The sequence below is a fragment of the Pleomorphomonas sp. T1.2MG-36 genome (assembly GCF_950100655.1).
Lineage (GTDB): Bacteria > Pseudomonadota > Alphaproteobacteria > Rhizobiales > Pleomorphomonadaceae > Pleomorphomonas.
Genome location: NZ_CATNLY010000023.1, coordinates 163,133 through 180,330 on the forward strand (window position 1 = coordinate 163,133; position 17,198 = coordinate 180,330).

Genomic DNA, 17,198 nt, shown 5'->3' on the forward strand with positions numbered 1-17,198 from the left:
GATTACCGCCGTCCGAACAGCCGCTCGATGTCGCTGAGTTTCAGCTCGACGAAGGTGGGGCGGCCGTGGTTGCATTGACCGGAGTTGGGCGTCGCTTCCATTTCGCGCAGCAGCGCGTCCATCTCCTCCACCCTGAGGCGGCGACCGGCCCTGACCGACCCGTGACAGGCCATGGTGGCGGCGATGGCGTCCAGCTTTTCCCTGAGGCGCGTCGCCTGATCCCATTCGGCGAGATCATCGGCGATGTCGTGCAGCAGCGCCGCCGTGTCGGTACGGCCGAGCAAGGCCGGGATCTCGCGGATGGCGACGGCTCCCGGTCCGAAGCCTTCGACGACGAGACCGAGCTCGGCGAGCTCGTCGGCGCGTTCGACAAGGCGATTGACGTCCTCTTCGGGCATGTCGACGACCTCGGGGATGAGCAGCATCTGCGTCTCGACACCCTTGGCGATTTCCCGCTTCAGCCGCTCGTAGACGAGGCGCTCATGGGCGGCGTGCTGGTCGACGATGACGAGACCGGTCTCGGTCTGGGCGACGATATAGGTTTCGTGGATCTGGGCGCGCGGCGCTCCGAGCGGTCGCGACAGGCTCTCGGCAGGGACCTCGGCAAGCCCTGCCCGGGCATCGGCGGATACCGCCTCGTCGACGACGGAGAAACGCTCCTGCGGCCGCCCCGCATCGAAGGCCGCAGCCTCTTCGGCAAAGCCGCGGGGCGTAGGCGTCTCGCCGGGGAGCGGCCGGTCGGGTGCCGTACGCCAGTCGAAGGTGGCGGGCCGGTTCTGATAGTCCGCCCGCCAGGCCGGCGATGCGGACGTTTGCATCGGCCGGGAAGCCGCAGCGGCAAGGACGTCGAGCGTCGCCGCGCCATGCGTCGACGCAGCACGGTGGCCGGCATCGGCGTGCGCGCGACGAAGCGCGCCGACCAGGAGGCCACGCACCAGTCCGGGGTCGCGGAAGCGTACGTCGGCCTTGGTCGGATGGACGTTGACGTCCACTTCGTGCGGATCGAGGTCGACGAACAGCACCGCCGCCGGGAAACGGTCGCGAGCCATGACGTCGGCGTACCCGGCACGAATGGCGCCGAGCAGCAGCTTGTCGCGCACGGGCCGGCCATTGACGAACAGATGCTGGCTCTGGGCGTTGGCCTTCTGCAGCGTGCCAAGTCCGGCGAGACCGGTCAGACGCACGCCCTCGCGCACCGCGTCGATCTCGATCGAATTCTCCGCGAAGTCGGTTCCCATCACCTGCAGAGCCCGGCCGCGGAAATCGCCGTCCGAGAGTCCCAGGTAGTCGAGCGGCGAGCGGTCCGAGCCGGACAGCGAGAAGCGGATCTCGGGATGAGCCAGCGCCAACCGCTTGACCACATCGGTGATGGCGCCGGCCTCGGCGCGTTCGCTCTTGAGGAACTTGAGGCGGGCCGGCGTCGAGAAGAACAGGTTCCGAACCTCGATGCGGGTACCCTGGCTCAGTCCCACCGGCATGATGTCCGACCGACTGCCGCCGGCCACCGTTATGGCCCAGCCGTTGTCCTCCGATGCGTGCCGCGTCTCAATCCTGAGATCGGCCACCGAGCCGATCGACGGCAGCGCCTCGCCACGGAAGCCGAGGGTGCGAATATCGAGAAGGTCATCCTCGATGAGCTTGGAGGTGCAGTGTCGTTCCACGGCCAGCGACAGGTCGGCCGACGTCATGCCGACGCCGTTGTCGGTCACGCGGATAAGCGTCTTGCCACCGCCCGAGGTCACCACCTCGATGCGATCGGCGCCGGCATCGATGGCGTTCTCGACCAGTTCCTTGACCACGCTCGCCGGCCGCTCCACCACTTCGCCGGCGGCGATGCGGTTGATGGTAACGGGCGAGAGCTGAATGATGACGGACATGGGAGCCGGGAGTCGCCTGCGCAGGAAGAAATCGGAACGGCGACCTTAACCGAAGCGACTTTCCGGCGCGAGATCGTCACCGGCCACAAAATCGTCAACACCGGCCTCCATCCACGTGTCTATATTGCCAGCGGCTCAAGGTAAGGGACGATCATGAAGCAGATCGAGATTTCGGCGGCGACGTCGATCGTCGTGCTGACAGGCGCCGGCATTTCCCAGGAGTCCGGTCTCGATACCTTTCGCGATGCCGGCGGCATCTGGGCGCGGTACGACATCGACGACGTGGCCACCCCGGAAGGCTTTCACCGCAACCCGCCCCTGGTACACGATTTTTACAACGAACAGCGCCGGGAGGCGGCCATCGCGCGCGCCAACCCCGCGCACATCGCGCTGGCCGATCTCGAAAAAGCCTGGCCAGGTCGCTTTCTTCTGGTGACGCAGAACATCGACGGCCTGCATGAGAAGGCGGGTTCGAAGGCCTTGTTCCACATGCACGGCACGCTCGACGGTTTCCTGTGCGAGGCCTGCGGGGGACGCGGCTCCTGGTCGGGCGACATGTCGATTTCGTCGACCTGCCCGCTTTGCGGCCGTAGCGGCACGCTCCGGCCGGATATCGTCTGGTTCGGCGAGATGCCCTATCACATGCCGGACATCTACCGAGCGCTCGGCGAGGCGGACCTCTTCCTGTCCATCGGCACGTCGGGCACGGTCTATCCGGCAGCCGACTTCGTCCGCGAGGCGCGGCAGGCCGGTGCCGTCACCATCGAACTGAATCTCGAATCCTCGCGGAAAGGACACGGCCTTTTCGATATCGAGATCGAAGGCAAGGCCGGCGACTGCGTGCCGACCTTCGTCGACGAGCTTCTCAAAGGCCGGATATCCTGATCGACGCCGTCATCGGCGTTTCAAGCCCCAGTCGATGTAGCATTGTCGAATGGCCTCGAGCGAAGCCAGCCGAACCTTGGGCACCGTCAGGCTGTCGAACATCTCGGTGTTGCGCCGTCGATTGTTGGGCGTCGTCACGGTGATGTGGCGGATCATCGCCCATGTGACGCTATCGCGCCGGCCATCGAGACCGCCGAGGCGATGGGGTTGAAGAAGGCAGCGACGAAGATACCGGCCGAGACTGCGCAGCGTCGAAACATCGAGGAAGATGACGCCCGTCGCGCGGCGGAACCGTTGCGGCATGCTGACCGAGTAGTTGCCGTCCATCACCCAGCGATCGCCGGCAATGGCCTCGTCATGGAGGGCGAGGAAGTCCTCGGTGCTTCGAGGCACCCAGTCGGTGTGGGGGAGATGGTAGAGCCGGTCGAGGTGAATCACCGGAAGCCCCAGCTTGTCGCCGATAGCCGCCGCCAGCGTCGACTTGCCGCTGTTGGAAGGGCCGAGGATACAGATGCGCTCACCGAGGTCCGAAAGCTGCATGTCGCGATGTCTCCGCCTCGACGGTCCGGCACCGCCTTGACCTTGTCATGTCACACCCTTATCGGGATGGCATGCAAAAGGTAGACATGATCGCGGGGCTTTCGACCCTCGCCGAGGCCTATGACGGCGTCATCTGCGACGTCTGGGGCGTTCTTCACAACGGCATCTCGCCCTATCCGGCCGCTGCCGAGGCGCTGGCCCGCTTCCGTGCGCTCGGCAAGGCGGTCGTGCTGCTCACCAATGCGCCGCGCCCGGCAAAGGCGGTCGAGGATCTCCTCAGCCGGCAGTATGCCATCGGCCCGGAGAGCTACGACGAGATCGTCACCTCCGGCTCCGTTGCCCGCAAAGTGTTCGAAACCGAGCCGCGCCGACGACTGTTCCACCTCGGACCGTCGCACAATCTGGGCCTGTTCGAGGGGCTCGACGTCGAGCTGGTCGGCGAGGAAGACGCGGAGTACGTGGCCCTCACCGGGCTGTTCGACGACGAGACGGAGACGGCCGAGACCTATCGGCCGATGTTCTCACGCTTCGTCGAGCGTGGCCTCAAGATGTATTGCGCCAACCCCGACGTGGTCGTCGAGCGCGGCGACCGTCTCGTCTATTGCGCCGGTGCGCTGGCGCAGCTCTACATCGAGCTCGGCGGCGACACCACCATCATCGGCAAGCCCTACAAGCCGGTCTATGACGCGGCGCTCGCCGCCATCGACAGGGCCCAGGGCCGGTCGGTCGAAAAGCGCCGCGTGCTTGCCATCGGCGACGGCCTGCCTACCGATATCAAGGGAGCATGGGGTCAGGGGATCGACGTGCTGATGGTAACGGCCGGCATCCACGGACCCGACTTCGGCGACCTTCTCAGTCCCGATCCGGCGCGGCTCGCCAAACGGCTCGAAGCCGAAGGGTTCGGCATACGGGCCGCCATTCCACGGCTTGCCTGGTAAGCGGATACGAGAAGAGGCCCGACCGGGCCTCTTTTCATTGCCGTCACTTGATGGACGATCAGAAGAAAGCGTCGATGTCGTCCTGGCTGACGCCCTCGCCCTTGAACTGCGGGCCATGCAGCATCAGCTCGCGGGAGCGCTTCTCCGAATCCGTCTCTCCACCGGCCGCATCGGTGATGCGCAAGATCTTCAGCTTCTCGACCAGTGTGGTGATGCGCTTGTCGAGAGCGTTCAGCGTGGAGACGACCTTGGATATGCGCTGTCCCGTGATGTCCTGGAACGAGCAGGCCTGGAAGATGTCGATCACCTTCTCGCCCACCAGCGCCTGATAGGCATCGCTGTCCGCCGCGTCGGCCGCCATTATTTCCTCGGCTGCCGACATGATGGTGTTGGTGGCTTCCTCGGTCGCCTCGACGATGGCATCGAGTTCGCGCCCGGCGGTGGGAATGTGCTCATCGCGCATGTCGCTGAGGCGAAGCAGCGCCAGCTCTTCCTTCATGTTGGCGATCTCGCGGGCCATTTCGCCGAGTTCGGCGTAGATGGCGAGGTCCATCGTCTTGAAGAAGGACTGGAAGCTTTCGGCCATCAGCTCGGCCAGACGCATGACGTCTTCAAGCGACACGTCCTCCGTCTTGCGACCGTTGCGAAGGAAGTCGATGATCTTGGCCACGTGCTCTGAAGACATGTCAGACATCGAAAGATCTCTTTCTGGGGTGCGCGACGGCGCCCGCCCGAGTGATGCGGCGGTATGGACGTCTTGGTCCTGCGGTAAATGCATCGGTAGCGCCGCGCCTCCCCGGGCTCGCGGTAGGCGGCTGCAACACCGCTCCGCGTTTTCCCGGCCCGTTCATGGCGTCAATCGCCGAACACGGCTTCGATCTTGCTCTTCAGCGTCGGCGCATTGAAGGGCTTGACGATATAGTTGTTCACGCCGGCCTTCTTGGCGGCGATCACGTTTTCGGTCTTGGACTCGGCCGTCACCATGATGAATGGCGTCTTCGACAGCGATGAGTCCGAGCGGACCTGCTTCAGAAGCTCGTAACCGGTCATGGGCTCCATGTTCCAGTCGGAGATCACGAGACCGTAGCGGCGCTCCTTCATCTTGCCGAGGGCCTCTGTGCCATCGGCAGCCTCGTCCACGTCCTCGAAACCGAGCTGCTTCAGGAGGTTCCTGATGATTCGGATCATGGTCTTGTAATCGTCGACCACCAGAACCGGAATCGATGTGTCAAGTGCCATCGTTTACTCCACACTGCCGCGACGCCACCCGCGCCTCGATGACGAGCTCACAATGCACGGGCGGGTGAACGTCCCTGACGGGGCCCGTGCTTGAAGGAAACCATACGACGGGGACCTGAAAAGTCGGTTAATTCTCGCACCCCCGGCCATTTGGGCCTCAGTTGTTCAGCGAGACGCTTGATTTACTTTTCATTTTTCAAATGAATCGTTTTTATGGCGCTGTTTGGCGGTTTTTTCCCAAGTTTATCGTAAATCTCGGCGCGATCGGTTTACGCTTTGCCAACCATGCCGAAGTTTCCCCTCGTCATCGAGCGCCCCGAGGACGTCGCTGTGGCGAGGCCATCCTGGCATTTAGCTGCTTGACCTTGCCTGGAGCAGAAGGCACGGTCACGCCGCGCCGCCGGGCCACCGTTCGGGCGCGACGGCATCCCGTCGAAAGCAGACTCCAGAGATCCATGCCCTCCTTCCAGTTCGTCGATCGTCATTCCGTTTCTCCGTCCCTTCGGGGAGGCGCCGTCGCCATCGGCAACTTCGATGGCGTGCATCGCGGTCACCAGGCCGTTCTGGGATCCGCTCTGACCGTGGCCCGGCAACGTGGCATTCCGGCCGTGGCCGTAACATTCGAGCCGCATCCGCGCGACGTGTTCCGCCCCGAACACCCGGTGTTTCGCCTGACGCCGGCATCGATCAAGGCGCGCCTCGTCGATGCCCTCGGTCTCGACGGACTCGTCTCCATTCCCTTCTCGTCCGCCTTTGCCGCGCAGAGCCCCGAGGAGTTCGTCGAAAGGGTTCTCGTCGACGAGCTCGACATTCGTCACGTCGTGGTCGGCTGGAACTTCCATTTTGGGCAGGGGCGGCACGGTACGCCGCAGAAGCTGCGCGAACTCGGCGAGCGGCACGGCTTCTCGGTGGACGTCATCGCGCCGTTCGAGACGGAGGACGGCTATAGCGTCTCTTCAAGCACGGTGCGCGATCGCCTCGCCGAGGGCGTGCCGGCCGAGGCGACCGGCCTGCTCGGTTGGCATTGGTTCTTCGAAGGCACCGTCATCGACGGCGACAAGCGCGGACGGACCATAGGCTTTCCAACGGCCAACATCCGCCTGCCCAGCCAGGTCAGGCTTTCGGAAGGCGTCTATGCCGTCTTCGTCGAGATCGACGGTGTCCGCCATGCCGGTGTGGCCAGTTGGGGGCGCCGGCCGACCTTCGACAATGGCGCACCGGTGTTCGAGACGTTCGTGTTCGACTTCTCCGGCAATCTTTACGGCAAGACGATCACCATCATGCCGGTCTCCTATCTTCGTCCGGAGCTGAAGTTCGACGACGTGGCCGGCCTGATCGAGCAGATGAACAGAGATGCCGAGGAGGGGCGCACGCTTCTCGACGCCTTTGATGGGTTCACCGCGCTCGACCGCGCGCTCTGGCCCAACTGGTCGTCCCAGGTTTGAGCGGCAGGCAAGGCGATTCATAACGGGCGGAAACATCGCATTTTTCCCGGGAAACGGCCGATTTTTTAATAAGTTAACACCAATATGACCGTACCTCCCAGGAAGAGCTACAGTCATGCTTGGTAAAATTCGCATAGGACATCAGATTCTGCTTAGTGTGGTCATCGCCGGCATCGGCTTTGTGGTGATCGCTGCCAACCTGTTCTACATGGGCCAGAAGGTGGACACCGCCACCAGCCTCGCCGATCTCGGGCGCAAGGTCGGGATGGGCGCCACCCATTTCCAGGAAATGATGTTGCAAATCCGGCGGACGGAGAAGGATTTCCTGCTCCGGTCGGACAAGACTTATTCCGACCGGACGCTGGCACAGGTCGGCGAAGCGGGAAGCGCGCTTGCGGAACTGCGCGACAAGGCGGAACACCTTGGCGATCAACGGATCATGGCGACGATCGCCGACATCGAGCAACCGCTCTCCGCTTATCGGGCCGCTTTTGCCAAGATGGCCGAGACGCGCATCGCCATGGGCCTCACGCCCGATGACGGCCTTGAAGGCGACCTTCGTCAGAAGGTGCATAGCCTCGAGAAGGCTTTCAGCGCACTGAACGACAAGGATCAGACGATCCGCATGCTGCTGCTGCGCCGCCACGAGAAGGACTTCATGCTGCGGCGGGATGATGCCTCGCTCGAAAAGCATGCGCAAGTGATGGCCGAGTTCTCGGCTGCGATCGCCGCATCGTCCCTCGACGACGCCCAGAAGGCTCAACTCGCCGGACTTGCCGATGGCTACAATGCCTCCTTCAAGGCTTGGTCGGCCTCCGCGCATACGGTTCAGGCCGATCAGAACGTCGTATCCGATGCCTACGCCGCCCTTGAGCCGAAGGTGGAAGCCATCGACACGGAAGCGGCGAACCTCAGCGGCAGCCTCGATGCCACGGCCGAGGCAGCCCGGAGCACCTCGAACCGTCTCGCCTACCTGACCATTGTCCTGGCGATGGTCACCGCTGTCGGCTTCGCCTTGGTCGTCTGGCGCTATGTGTCGAAGTCTCTCGGGCGGATCGAGGGGTGGATGGGTCGGCTTTCGGCGGGCAAGTACGACAGCCGCTCATCCGACACGACGGCCCGCAACGAGATCGGATCCATGGCGCGCGCCCTCGCCGACTTCGCGGGCAAGCTCGCCGAGGCCGAACGGCTCCGCCAGGAGGCGGCCGAAGCAGAGGCCCGCCAGAGGCACGAACGTGCCGAGGAAATGCGGGCGCTGATGGCCGCCTTCGATTCTAACGTCGGCGAAATCGTCGCCACTGTATCGTCGGCGGCGCAAGAGCTGCAGGCGGCGGCCGGCACCCTGACCGACACGGCGACCAATACCTCGACCAAGTCGACAGGCGTCGCCAAGGCGACGGAAGTGATCGCCGGGCAGGTGCAGGCGGTGGCTGCCGCCTCGGAAGAGCTCTCGGCGTCGATCGGTGAAATCGGCCGGGGTATCAGCCAGTCGCACCAGATATCGGCGCAGGCGGTCGGGGAGGCGCGCGAGGCGGCTTCCACCGTCGGCGATCTCGCCACGACGGCCGAGAAGATCGGCGAGGTGATCCAGCTCATCGACAGCATCGCCTCACAGACCAATCTCCTCGCCCTCAACGCCACCATCGAGGCGGCGCGCGCCGGCGAAGCGGGGCGCGGCTTTGCCATCGTTGCAGCCGAGGTGAAGAACCTCGCCGGCCAGACCTCAGAGGCCACGTCGCAGATCAGCGATCAGGTCACCCGCATTCAGGCCGCGACGGGCAACACCGTCGAAGCCATCCGGCGGGTGTCGGAGATCATCGGCAGGGTCAACGAGATCGGCGCTTCCATCGCTTCGGCCATCGAGGAGCAAGCCGTGACGACCTGCGAGATATCGAACCGCATCCACGACGTCGCCGCTGAAACCGGCCGCACCTCGGCCAGCATCGGCGATGTTCTGATGGCGGCGGAAGAAACGTCCGGCGCCGCAACACAGGTGCTCGCCTCGTCCGGCGATCTGTCGCAACAGGCGGCGAACCTCTCCCTGCGGGTGCGCCATTTCATCTCGAACGTCACCGCAGCCTGAGGGGCTGGTTCGGCGGCGATCGACGGACTGAACGGTTCGCCGGACAGAGAAATCTGCCGGCGAACTCTTTATTTCGCCGCGCTTTGTCGCTAGAGCTTCTCGGTGAATTCAAAGGGCTTGGGCCGGCCGTTCCGGTTGGCTTCGACCCCGGCACGCCATGGCGACATGCGTCGCGCCGTCTCTCAGCCATTTCTGTCGGAACAGCCCATGTGGATCCGAGCCTTCGGCACCATAGCGTGCCGGATCAGAGAGCGAATTATCGGCCCGGCCCCGATGGACCGCCGCTGAGGCGGCGAAATCGAGGGACCGGGAGCCGAACTCTGGCCGATCGCCGACGTTACCGGGCCGGCCAGCCCTTCATCCAGCTGCACCGACGAGATACCCCATGACCGACACGCCCGCCCCGACGTCCGAAGCGACGCCGACCCGCGACTATTCTTCAACCCTCAATCTCCCGGCCACCGACTTCCCCATGCGGGCCGGCCTACCGGAGAAAGAGCCGAAGCTGATCGCGCGCTGGGATGAGATGAAGCTTTACGAAAAGCTGCGCGAGACCGCCAAGGGCCGCGAGAAGTTCGTCCTGCACGATGGCCCTCCCTATGCCAACGGCCACCTGCACATCGGCCACGCGCTCAACAAGATCCTGAAGGACATCATCACCCGTTCGCGCCAGATGATGGGCTTCGATGCGAACTACGTCCCCGGCTGGGACTGCCACGGCCTGCCGATCGAATGGAAGGTCGAGGAGGAGTATCGCGCCAAGGGCAAGAACAAGGACGAGGTGCCGATCAACGACTTCCGTGCCGAGTGCCGCCAGTATGCCGAAGGCTGGATCAGGGTGCAGGCCGAGGAGTTCCGTCGCCTCGGCGTCGAGGGCGACTTCAAGAACCCCTACACCACCATGGCCTTCGCCTCGGAAGCCGTGATCGCCACCGAGCTGTTGAAGTTCGCCGTTTCCGGCCAACTCTATCGCGGCTCCAAGCCGGTCATGTGGTCGGTCGTCGAGCGCACCGCCCTTGCCGAGGCAGAGGTCGAGTATCAGGACTACCAGTCGGACACCATCTGGGTGAAGTTCCCGGTGACGTCGGACGTTGCCGAGCTCGCGGACGCCTTCGTCGTCATCTGGACCACCACGCCCTGGACCATCCCCGGCAACCGCGCCATCAGCTTCTCGCCGAAGATCGCCTACGGCCTCTATGAGGTGACCGAGGCGCCCGAGGGCAACTGGGCCAAGACCGGCGAAAAATACGTCCTCTCCGACGCGCTCGCCGACGCCGTGTTCAAGCAGGCGAAGGTCACGAACTACCGGAAGGTCTCGGCAGTCGATGCAAAGGTTCTGACGAAGCTCGTTTGCGCCCATCCCCTCAACGGCTTCGGCGGCGGCTACCGGTTTGCCGTTCCCTTGCTACCGGGCGATCACGTGACGGACGATACCGGTACCGGCTTCGTCCATACCGCGCCGAGCCATGGCCGCGAGGACTTCGAGGCCTGGATGGAGCACAGCCGGTCGCTGTCTGAACGCGGCATCGACCCGGCCATCCCCTTCCCGGTCGATGACGGCGGCTACTACACCACCGATGCGCCCGGCTTCGAAGGTCGGCGCGTCCTCACCGACAAGGGTGAGAAGGGCGACGCCAACCAGGCGGTAATCGATGCCCTGGCGGCGGCCGGCATGATGGTGGCGCGCGGCCGCCTCAAGCACACCTATCCGCACAGCTGGCGCTCGAAGAAGCCGGTGATCTTCCGCAATACGCCGCAGTGGTTCGTCTACATGGACCGCCCCATCGGTGGCGAAGAGGCGGCCGGCTCGAACGCCACGACGCTGCGTGCCCGGGCACTGGCCGCCATCGACGAGACCGCCTTCTACCCGCCGGCCGGCCAGACGCGCCTGCGCTCGATGATCGAGAACCGGCCGGACTGGGTGCTGTCGCGCCAGCGCGCCTGGGGCGTGCCGATCGCCGTGTTCCGCAACCCTGAGAGCGGCAAGCTCATCCCCGGTCCCGACTTCGAGCATAACGATGCCTACGCCGCCCGTCTTCGCGAGGCCTTCCTTACCGAGGGCGCCGATGCCTGGTTCGCCGACGGCGCGAAGGAGCGTTTCCTCAAGGGCTTCGTCGAAGACATCTCCGCTTGGGAGCAGGTGCGCGACATCCTCGACGTCTGGTTCGACTCGGGATCGACGCACGAGTTCGTGCTGAAGGGCCGCCCCGACCTCAAATGGCCGGCGGACGTCTACCTGGAGGGGTCCGACCAGCACCGTGGGTGGTTCCACTCGTCGCTGCTGGAGTCGTGTGGCGTCAATGGCGTCGCGCCCTACAAGACGGTGGTGACGCACGGCTTCATCATGGCCGAGGACGGCCGCAAGATGTCGAAGTCGCTCGGCAACCAGGTGCTGCCGCAGGACGTCATCAAGCAGTCGGGCGCCGACATCCTCCGCCTTTGGGTCGCCTCAAGCGATTACTGGGAGGATCTCCGGATCGGAAAGACGGTCCTCAACACCAATTCCGACGCCTACCGCAAGATCCGCAACACCCTGCGCTGGATGCTCGGCACGCTTGCCCATTACGATGGGAAGGCGGTGGCCTATGCCGATCTGCCGGAGCTCGAAAGGGTGATGCTGCACAAGCTGGCCGAAGTCGGCGCCGGGGTGCAGGAAGGCTATCGCGAGTATGACTTCAAGGCGGTGTTCTCGTCGGTGCTCAACTTCATGAACATCGAGCTCAGCGCCTTCTACTTCGACGTCCGCAAGGATGCGCTCTACTGCGATCCGAAATCGAGCCTCAAGCGTCGCGCCGCGCTGCACGTGGTGGCGCTGCTCTACGACCACCTCGTCAAGTGGCTGGCGCCGCTGATCCCCTTCACGGCGGAGGAAGCCTGGCTCGAGCGTCATCCGGGCGAGACCTCCTCGATTCACCTTGAGCTGTTCCCGGCGGTGCCTGAAGAATGGACCGACGCCGCGCTCGATGCGAAGTGGGAGAAGGTGAAGCGGGTGCGGCGCGCCGTCACCGGCGCTCTAGAGATCGAGCGGCGGGAAAAGCGCATCGGCTCGTCCCTTGAGGCGGCACCGATGGTCCATGTCGAGGACAAGGACCTTCTCGCGGCCCTCGATGGCCTCGACTTCGCCGAGATCTGCATCACGTCGCAGATCGCCGTCACCGACGCCGCGGCGCCCGAAGGCGCCTTCAGGCTCGACGACGGCACGCCGGTGGCCGTGGTGCCGAAACTCGCTGAGGGGCGGAAGTGCGCCCGCTCGTGGAAGATCCTTCCCGAGGTGGGCAGCGATCCCGACTATCCCGACGTGACGCTTCGCGACGCCTGGGCGCTGCGAGAGCTGGCGGGCGGCGCATGACGGCGACGTCGAGCGATCTTCGGACACGGCGGACGCGGCTTGCCGCGCTCGCCGTCATTCTGTTGACGTTCATCGCCGACCAGACGAGCAAATACTGGGTGCTCAACCATACGGGCCTGCCGAATGGCGACCGCATCTCCATATTGCCGGTGTTCGACTTCGTGCTGACCTGGAACATGGGGATTTCCTATGGGCTGTTTCAGCAGCACGAAGCCTTGGGGCGGTGGCTGCTGATCGGCCTCACGGCCTTGGCGACAGTGCTGCTCGCAGTCTGGCTGTGGCGTTCAAGCGACCGACTGATCGCCAGCCTGGCGCTGGCGCTGATCATCGGCGGAGCGCTCGGCAATCTTGTCGACCGCGTCGTGTTCGGCGGCGTCGTCGACTTTCTCTACCTGCACTACGGCTCGTTTTCCTGGTATGTTTTCAACTTGGCCGACTGCGCCATCGTTGCAGGGGTGGGCGCACTCCTGTATGAGTCTCTGCGCCCGAGGCCACAGTGATGCCCCAAAAGTCGGCTAGTCGCTGACCGGAACAAAGGTCGGGCCATGATTGATCCGGCACGAGAGCGAGAGTGACGATATCGATGACCAATCTGCTGACCGGCAAGCGTTACGCTCTTCTCGCCGTCGCCGCCCTGAGCTTGTCCGCCTGTTCGGCGCTCGGTACCTCGGTGGCTGAGGACGATTCCGAGACGGAAGTTCCCAACGTGTCGATGGGCCGTGCCGTCATGGAAGGCCTCGGCGCCGTGCCGTCGCGCAACACCGCCATCAACTATACGCCGCGCGCCCCGCTGGTCGTGCCGCCCAACCGCATGGCCTTGGTGGCGCCCGAGGATCCCAAGCGGCTCGAAGCAAGTGGCACCTGGCCGGAAGACAACGACCTGAAGACGCGCCAGATGCTGGCGGAAGCTTCAGCTCGCGAAGCTGCGCGCGGCGAAGACAACCATCAGCTTTCGCCTTCGGAGTTGACCGCCGTCCGGCTGCCGAACAACTCCAGCCGTCCGATGACATCGCCCAACAGCATCGAAGAGGCTTCCCACCCGCTGCTTCCGAGCCAGCTCGGCAGCATGCCGCGCGAAAATGCGAGTCGCCTCTACGACAACAATGGCAAGCCGGTGCGCAAGGCGCTGGTCGAGCCGCCGGTTGCCTATCTGGAACCGGCCCCCGGCGTACCGGTGACGACCGACGATGGCTCCCCGCCCACGGCCAAGAAGTCGTGGTGGAAGCTCTGGTGACACGGCAGGGCGTGTCGCCTGCTGGATTCCTTACATATGCGAAAGCCGCGGACCATTTGGACCCCGCGGCTTTTTTTTATTGTCACGATCTTGACCGATCCACGTTCAGCGACGCGAGGCTCCTGCCCGCTCACCCCCGGCCGAAGCCGAACGCGTGGCTGGACCGGCGGCCGCCTGGGCTGCCCCAAGCACTTCCGGTCGCACCTGGCGGGGGCTTGAAAACAGGTTGCCCTGACCAAAGGCAAGGCCATAATCGAGGAGGTCGATGACCTGCGCCTCCTGCTCGACCCGATCGACGATCAGGGTCAATCCCTGGCGCTGGAGATGGCCGGCAATGTCCTCGACATGGATGTCGCCCGTCACGAGAGGTGCCCGACCGAGCAGCCGATCGGCGGCGACCTTGATGGAGCGGAAGCCGAGATCGGACCAGCGGCGGAAGTCGGTGCGCAGATCGGTGACATTGTCGATCGAGAAGTGGAAACCAAGATCCGACACGGCCCGGAGGCTCTCGATCTCAAGCGGCCCCATCTCGACAAGCGCCTCCTGACGGAACTCGAACTGCACGAGATCCGCCATGCTCCTGTTCTGGCTGAGAAAGCCCTGGAACTCGCGGAAGAAGGTGGAGGAGGCCAAGCTTTCCGCCGAAAGATTGATGTAGAGGCCGACGTCGCTGTTGCGCTGGGTGAGCCGCTTCAGGATCTGGAACGAGCGGATCACCTGATAGGTGTCGAGCTTGGCGATCAGCCGGTTCTTCTCGGCAACGGGAATGAACTCGGCGGCGGGAATCAGGCCGGAGCCCCCCTTCAACCGCGTCAGCACCTCATAGGAACGAACGAGCCGCTGCGGCAACGTCACCACGGGCTGAAGATGGAGCTCTATCTGCTCCTCGCGAATGAGGCGCTCCACCTCGCGCTCGAACACCGGATCGGTGTCGGGAACGAACAGGGCATCCTTCATGCTGGCGGAGACGCCGTCCCGCCCCTCGCTCGGTCTTCCGCGACGATCTTCACCGGGGTAGTCCTCAGCATGCCCCCTGCGCGACCGCCGTCCCGCGTCCTCGGTTTCGCGCATGTGGCGTTCAAGGGCACCAAAGCGTGCGTTGACGCCGTCGAGGCGACCATCGACGGTCGATTCCAGCTCGGCGAGCGTTTCTGTCACCTGACGGAGCAGTTCTCCCACCACCTCGACCTCGGCGGCCAGCTCTCCGGTTTGCTCTCGCACCCGGCCCGGCAGTGCCTGCTCCAATCGGTTGAGGCGCGCGGCGATTTTTTCGATCTCGGCCTCTCCGTCACCGGCAACGGCCGCGATCTCGGCAAGGCGGTTTTCGATCCAGGCCCGTTCCCGCCGTCGCTCCATCGGCTGTTGCATAGTGACCATGACGAGCATCAGGCCAATGCCGATCACCAATGCCGAACCTGCCGACAGGCCAAGCTGAAAAAACAGCACCACCGCAGCCGAGGCGGCGATCACGCCCATGGCGATCAGGATCATCGTCGATGACGACCGGTTCATTCGCCTGCCCACTCCAACACAAAACCCACGCAACGAATCACAAAGCATTGTTGCCGTTTTCGCGATCGGAAGCGAAGACGGACAATGGTTTTCCAAGGGTTTTCAGCCGATTTGGCCTTTTATGAAGCGCTTTCCGCGCTGATTGGCCCGCCTATCGCCGCCTTGACCCTTGCCGACCATCGTCCCATGTTCGACCCAGCTCGTCGGCGAACGATCGTCGACCGCAAGCAACGGAGAGGAAGCATGGTCGAACTCAACGTGAAAGGCATGATGTGCGGCGGCTGCGCCAGCTCGGTGGAGAAGGCGATCAAGCGCGTCGATGCCGACGCCGCGGTGAAGGTCGATCTGGCTTCCGGCAAGGTCAGCGTCGAGACCAAGGCCGACGCCAAGACCCTTGGCGACGCCATCGAGGCCGCCGGCTACGAAGTGGCGACGTGACGCCGATTCTCGGGAAGGCTCCTGATTCCCAGGTCTGTAGGCGGTTGGGAGCATCCGTGCCTCTTGTGAATTCTTCGCCAGAAAGCGGGCTTGAAGGACGGCTTTGACATCCTGTTAAGGGTTATCAACCGTTTGTTTACCATGATCGGGGCAGAGTTCCGCCGGTACGCAATGCAATTTGCAACTGTCTGGCAAGGAACGCTTTCCGATGTCGGTTGGCCCGCGCAGCACATCGACGGTACGTCTTCTGATCGTCGATGCCGACGTCTCGTCACGGAGAGCCGTGCGCAAGGCTCTTGAAGCGCGCATCGCCCGTCCGATGCTGATCCTGGAGACGGCCGAGCACGACGCTGCCCGCGTGATGGCGGGCAAGCAGACGTTCGACATCATCGCCATCGATCTTGAGACCATAGGCGGGTCAGCGGCCTTCCGATCCTTCTGCGAACAGCTCACGCCGACCACGATCTACGCCATGGGCGACCCCACCGACGTGCAGGCGGCCGTAGCCTGCGTGCGAGCGGGGGCTGCCGACTTCATCGAGAAGCCGGTCGACGGCAACGCCTTCGCTCGCCGCGTCGAGCGGCAGTTCGTCGAGAGCATCGCCAACACCGTCGAGGAGGCCGACGGCCTGATCGGCTCGTCGCCAGCGACCCGGGCGCTCGCCGAGCAGATCCTGCGCGTCGCGCCATCGCTCGGACCGGTGTTCATCTCCGGCGAGGCCGGCAGCGGCAAATCACTGGTGGCCCGCTCCGTCCACGCGCGTTCCCGCCGCAGGAACGGGCCGTTCGTCACGCTCGATTGCGCGCGGACCCCGGTCGATCGTCTGGTGGCGGATCTGTCGGAGTCCGATGGGGCTCTAGCAGCAGCCGACGGCGGCACGTTGTTCCTCGACGAGGTCGGACATCTTCCCGACCCCGCTCAGCTGGCGCTGATGCGCTTTCTCGACACCGGTGAAATCGCCGGCTTCGACGGCGGCCACCGCCTGTCGGTCCGCGTCATCGCCTCGTCGCGTCGCCCGCTTGACGACCTCAGCGGTCCCGCCGGTTTGCGGCAGGACCTCTACTTCCGGCTCAACGTGCTGACGCTGGCGGTACCGCCGCTGAGAGAGCGGATCGAGGACATCCCGCTGCTCGTCGACACCATGGTGCGGCAGATCAATCGCGACAACGGCTCGCGCTATACCCGCTTCACCGCAGCCGCCGTGCAATGCCTGTCAGGCCGAGCCTGGCCGGGCAACGTTGCCGAACTTCGTTCGGCGCTCGACAATCTGATGACCCTCTACCCCGGCGATCTCGTCACCGCCGACATGGTGGTGCCGGTCATCGTCGCACCGGCGGCCATTGCCGCGACGCCCAGAAAGAAGCTGCCGGCCGAGGTCAAGCCGCTCTGGGTGGAAGAGGCAAGGGTCATCGAGGAGGCGATCGCGGCGTTCGACGGCAACATCGCCAAAGCCGCGGCCGCTCTTGAAATCAGCCCCTCGACCATCTACCGAAAGCGTCGCGACATCGAAGAAGCGATGTCTGCCCGCAGTGCCTGAGTAGTTCTGCGAAGAAGCCGCCGTGACCTTGGAAAATGGTAGCGGATCAGTAAGATAGAAATGGGCCACAACTGCCTCGGTCCTGGCCGCACGGCCTCGCCTTGGAGGTCTCGGAAGAAGT

The 17,198-nt window shown here is 64.3% G+C and carries 14 protein-coding genes; 9 read left to right on the forward strand and 5 right to left on the reverse strand.

The window, feature by feature from the left end:
• Positions 1-2: 2 nt before the first annotated feature.
• Positions 3-1,877, reverse strand: coding sequence for a DNA mismatch repair endonuclease MutL (gene mutL, locus QQZ18_RS12225; RefSeq protein WP_284541200.1), 1,875 nt, complete (start codon positions 1,875-1,877; stop codon positions 3-5).
• A 153-nt stretch (positions 1,878-2,030) separates the two neighbouring features.
• On the opposite strand from mutL, the gene QQZ18_RS12230 reads away from it, so the two are divergent.
• On the forward strand, positions 2,031-2,762 hold the full coding sequence (locus QQZ18_RS12230) for an NAD-dependent deacylase (RefSeq protein WP_284541201.1): 732 nt from the start codon (positions 2,031-2,033) through the stop codon (positions 2,760-2,762).
• Between the two features lie 9 nt (positions 2,763-2,771).
• Here QQZ18_RS12230 and QQZ18_RS12235 read toward each other — a convergent pair whose 3' ends face one another.
• Positions 2,772-3,302 carry an AAA family ATPase gene (locus QQZ18_RS12235; RefSeq protein WP_284541203.1) on the reverse strand — a complete coding sequence of 177 codons (531 nt, stop codon included), beginning with the start codon at positions 3,300-3,302 and terminating at the stop codon, positions 2,772-2,774.
• 71 nt (positions 3,303-3,373) lie between these two features.
• Between QQZ18_RS12235 and QQZ18_RS12240 the strand changes: the two genes are divergently transcribed.
• Positions 3,374-4,240 carry a TIGR01459 family HAD-type hydrolase gene (locus QQZ18_RS12240; protein WP_284541204.1) on the forward strand — a complete coding sequence of 289 codons (867 nt, stop codon included), beginning with the start codon at positions 3,374-3,376 and terminating at the stop codon, positions 4,238-4,240.
• Positions 4,241-4,298: 58 nt separating this feature from the next.
• Here the strand turns inward: QQZ18_RS12240 and QQZ18_RS12245 are convergent, their stop codons facing one another.
• Complete coding sequence (locus tag QQZ18_RS12245) at positions 4,299-4,934, reverse strand: protein phosphatase CheZ (protein ID WP_284541205.1); 636 nt, start codon at positions 4,932-4,934, stop codon at positions 4,299-4,301.
• Positions 4,935-5,095: 161 nt separating this feature from the next.
• The gene (locus QQZ18_RS12250; protein ID WP_026782148.1) at positions 5,096-5,479 is read right to left on the reverse strand and encodes a response regulator; all 384 of its coding nucleotides are present in this window, start codon (positions 5,477-5,479) and stop codon (positions 5,096-5,098) included.
• Between the two features lie 455 nt (positions 5,480-5,934).
• Here QQZ18_RS12250 and QQZ18_RS12255 point away from each other — a divergent pair, with 455 nt between their 5' ends.
• The 5 genes from QQZ18_RS12255 (at position 5,935) to QQZ18_RS12275 (ending at position 13,590) form a co-directional block, all read left to right on the forward strand.
• Complete coding sequence (locus QQZ18_RS12255) at positions 5,935-6,924, forward strand: bifunctional riboflavin kinase/FAD synthetase (protein ID WP_284541207.1); 990 nt, start codon at positions 5,935-5,937, stop codon at positions 6,922-6,924.
• A gap of 115 nt (positions 6,925-7,039) precedes the next feature.
• A complete protein-coding gene (locus QQZ18_RS12260) occupies positions 7,040-9,007 on the forward strand; it encodes a methyl-accepting chemotaxis protein (RefSeq protein ID WP_284541208.1) in 1,968 nt (655 codons plus the stop codon).
• 385 nt (positions 9,008-9,392) lie between these two features.
• On the forward strand, positions 9,393-12,356 hold the full coding sequence (ileS, locus tag QQZ18_RS12265; protein WP_284541209.1) for an isoleucine--tRNA ligase: 2,964 nt from the start codon (positions 9,393-9,395) through the stop codon (positions 12,354-12,356).
• The gene (gene lspA, locus QQZ18_RS12270; RefSeq protein WP_284541210.1) at positions 12,353-12,856 is read left to right on the forward strand and encodes a signal peptidase II; all 504 of its coding nucleotides are present in this window, start codon (positions 12,353-12,355) and stop codon (positions 12,854-12,856) included. The genes ileS and lspA overlap by 4 nt, the downstream gene beginning before the upstream one ends.
• A gap of 71 nt (positions 12,857-12,927) precedes the next feature.
• Positions 12,928-13,590, forward strand: a complete 663-nt coding sequence (locus tag QQZ18_RS12275; RefSeq protein WP_284541211.1) for a hypothetical protein — start codon at positions 12,928-12,930, stop codon at positions 13,588-13,590.
• A 105-nt stretch (positions 13,591-13,695) separates the two neighbouring features.
• On the opposite strand, the gene QQZ18_RS12280 is transcribed toward QQZ18_RS12275, so the two are convergent.
• Positions 13,696-15,102 carry an EAL domain-containing protein gene (locus QQZ18_RS12280; protein WP_284541213.1) on the reverse strand — a complete coding sequence of 469 codons (1,407 nt, stop codon included), beginning with the start codon at positions 15,100-15,102 and terminating at the stop codon, positions 13,696-13,698.
• 243 nt (positions 15,103-15,345) lie between these two features.
• On the opposite strand from QQZ18_RS12280, the gene QQZ18_RS12285 reads away from it, so the two are divergent.
• Positions 15,346-15,540 carry a heavy-metal-associated domain-containing protein gene (locus tag QQZ18_RS12285; protein WP_284541214.1) on the forward strand — a complete coding sequence of 65 codons (195 nt, stop codon included), beginning with the start codon at positions 15,346-15,348 and terminating at the stop codon, positions 15,538-15,540.
• Between the two features lie 208 nt (positions 15,541-15,748).
• Entirely contained in the window at positions 15,749-17,077 is a 1,329-nt protein-coding gene (locus QQZ18_RS12290; RefSeq protein WP_284541215.1) for a sigma-54-dependent transcriptional regulator, read from the forward strand.
• Positions 17,078-17,198: the final 121 nt, after the last annotated feature.

What these genes read in the sequence shown, in the direction of transcription:
- mutL (WP_284541200.1), bottom strand. Translation starts at nt 1,877, where the DNA reads ATGTCCGTCATCATTCAGCTCTCGCCCGTTACCATCAACCGCATCGCC.
- QQZ18_RS12230 (WP_284541201.1), top strand. Translation starts at nt 2,031, where the DNA reads ATGAAGCAGATCGAGATTTCGGCGGCGACGTCGATCGTCGTGCTGACA.
- QQZ18_RS12235 (WP_284541203.1), bottom strand. Translation starts at nt 3,302, where the DNA reads ATGCAGCTTTCGGACCTCGGTGAGCGCATCTGTATCCTCGGCCCTTCC.
- QQZ18_RS12240 (WP_284541204.1), top strand. Translation starts at nt 3,374, where the DNA reads ATGCAAAAGGTAGACATGATCGCGGGGCTTTCGACCCTCGCCGAGGCC.
- QQZ18_RS12245 (WP_284541205.1), bottom strand. Translation starts at nt 4,934, where the DNA reads ATGTCTGACATGTCTTCAGAGCACGTGGCCAAGATCATCGACTTCCTT.
- QQZ18_RS12250 (WP_026782148.1), bottom strand. Translation starts at nt 5,479, where the DNA reads ATGGCACTTGACACATCGATTCCGGTTCTGGTGGTCGACGATTACAAG.
- QQZ18_RS12255 (WP_284541207.1), top strand. Translation starts at nt 5,935, where the DNA reads ATGCCCTCCTTCCAGTTCGTCGATCGTCATTCCGTTTCTCCGTCCCTT.
- QQZ18_RS12260 (WP_284541208.1), top strand. Translation starts at nt 7,040, where the DNA reads ATGCTTGGTAAAATTCGCATAGGACATCAGATTCTGCTTAGTGTGGTC.
- ileS (WP_284541209.1), top strand. Translation starts at nt 9,393, where the DNA reads ATGACCGACACGCCCGCCCCGACGTCCGAAGCGACGCCGACCCGCGAC.
- lspA (WP_284541210.1), top strand. Translation starts at nt 12,353, where the DNA reads ATGACGGCGACGTCGAGCGATCTTCGGACACGGCGGACGCGGCTTGCC.
- QQZ18_RS12280 (WP_284541213.1), bottom strand. Translation starts at nt 15,102, where the DNA reads ATGAACCGGTCGTCATCGACGATGATCCTGATCGCCATGGGCGTGATC.
- QQZ18_RS12285 (WP_284541214.1), top strand. Translation starts at nt 15,346, where the DNA reads ATGGTCGAACTCAACGTGAAAGGCATGATGTGCGGCGGCTGCGCCAGC.
- QQZ18_RS12290 (WP_284541215.1), top strand. Translation starts at nt 15,749, where the DNA reads ATGTCGGTTGGCCCGCGCAGCACATCGACGGTACGTCTTCTGATCGTC.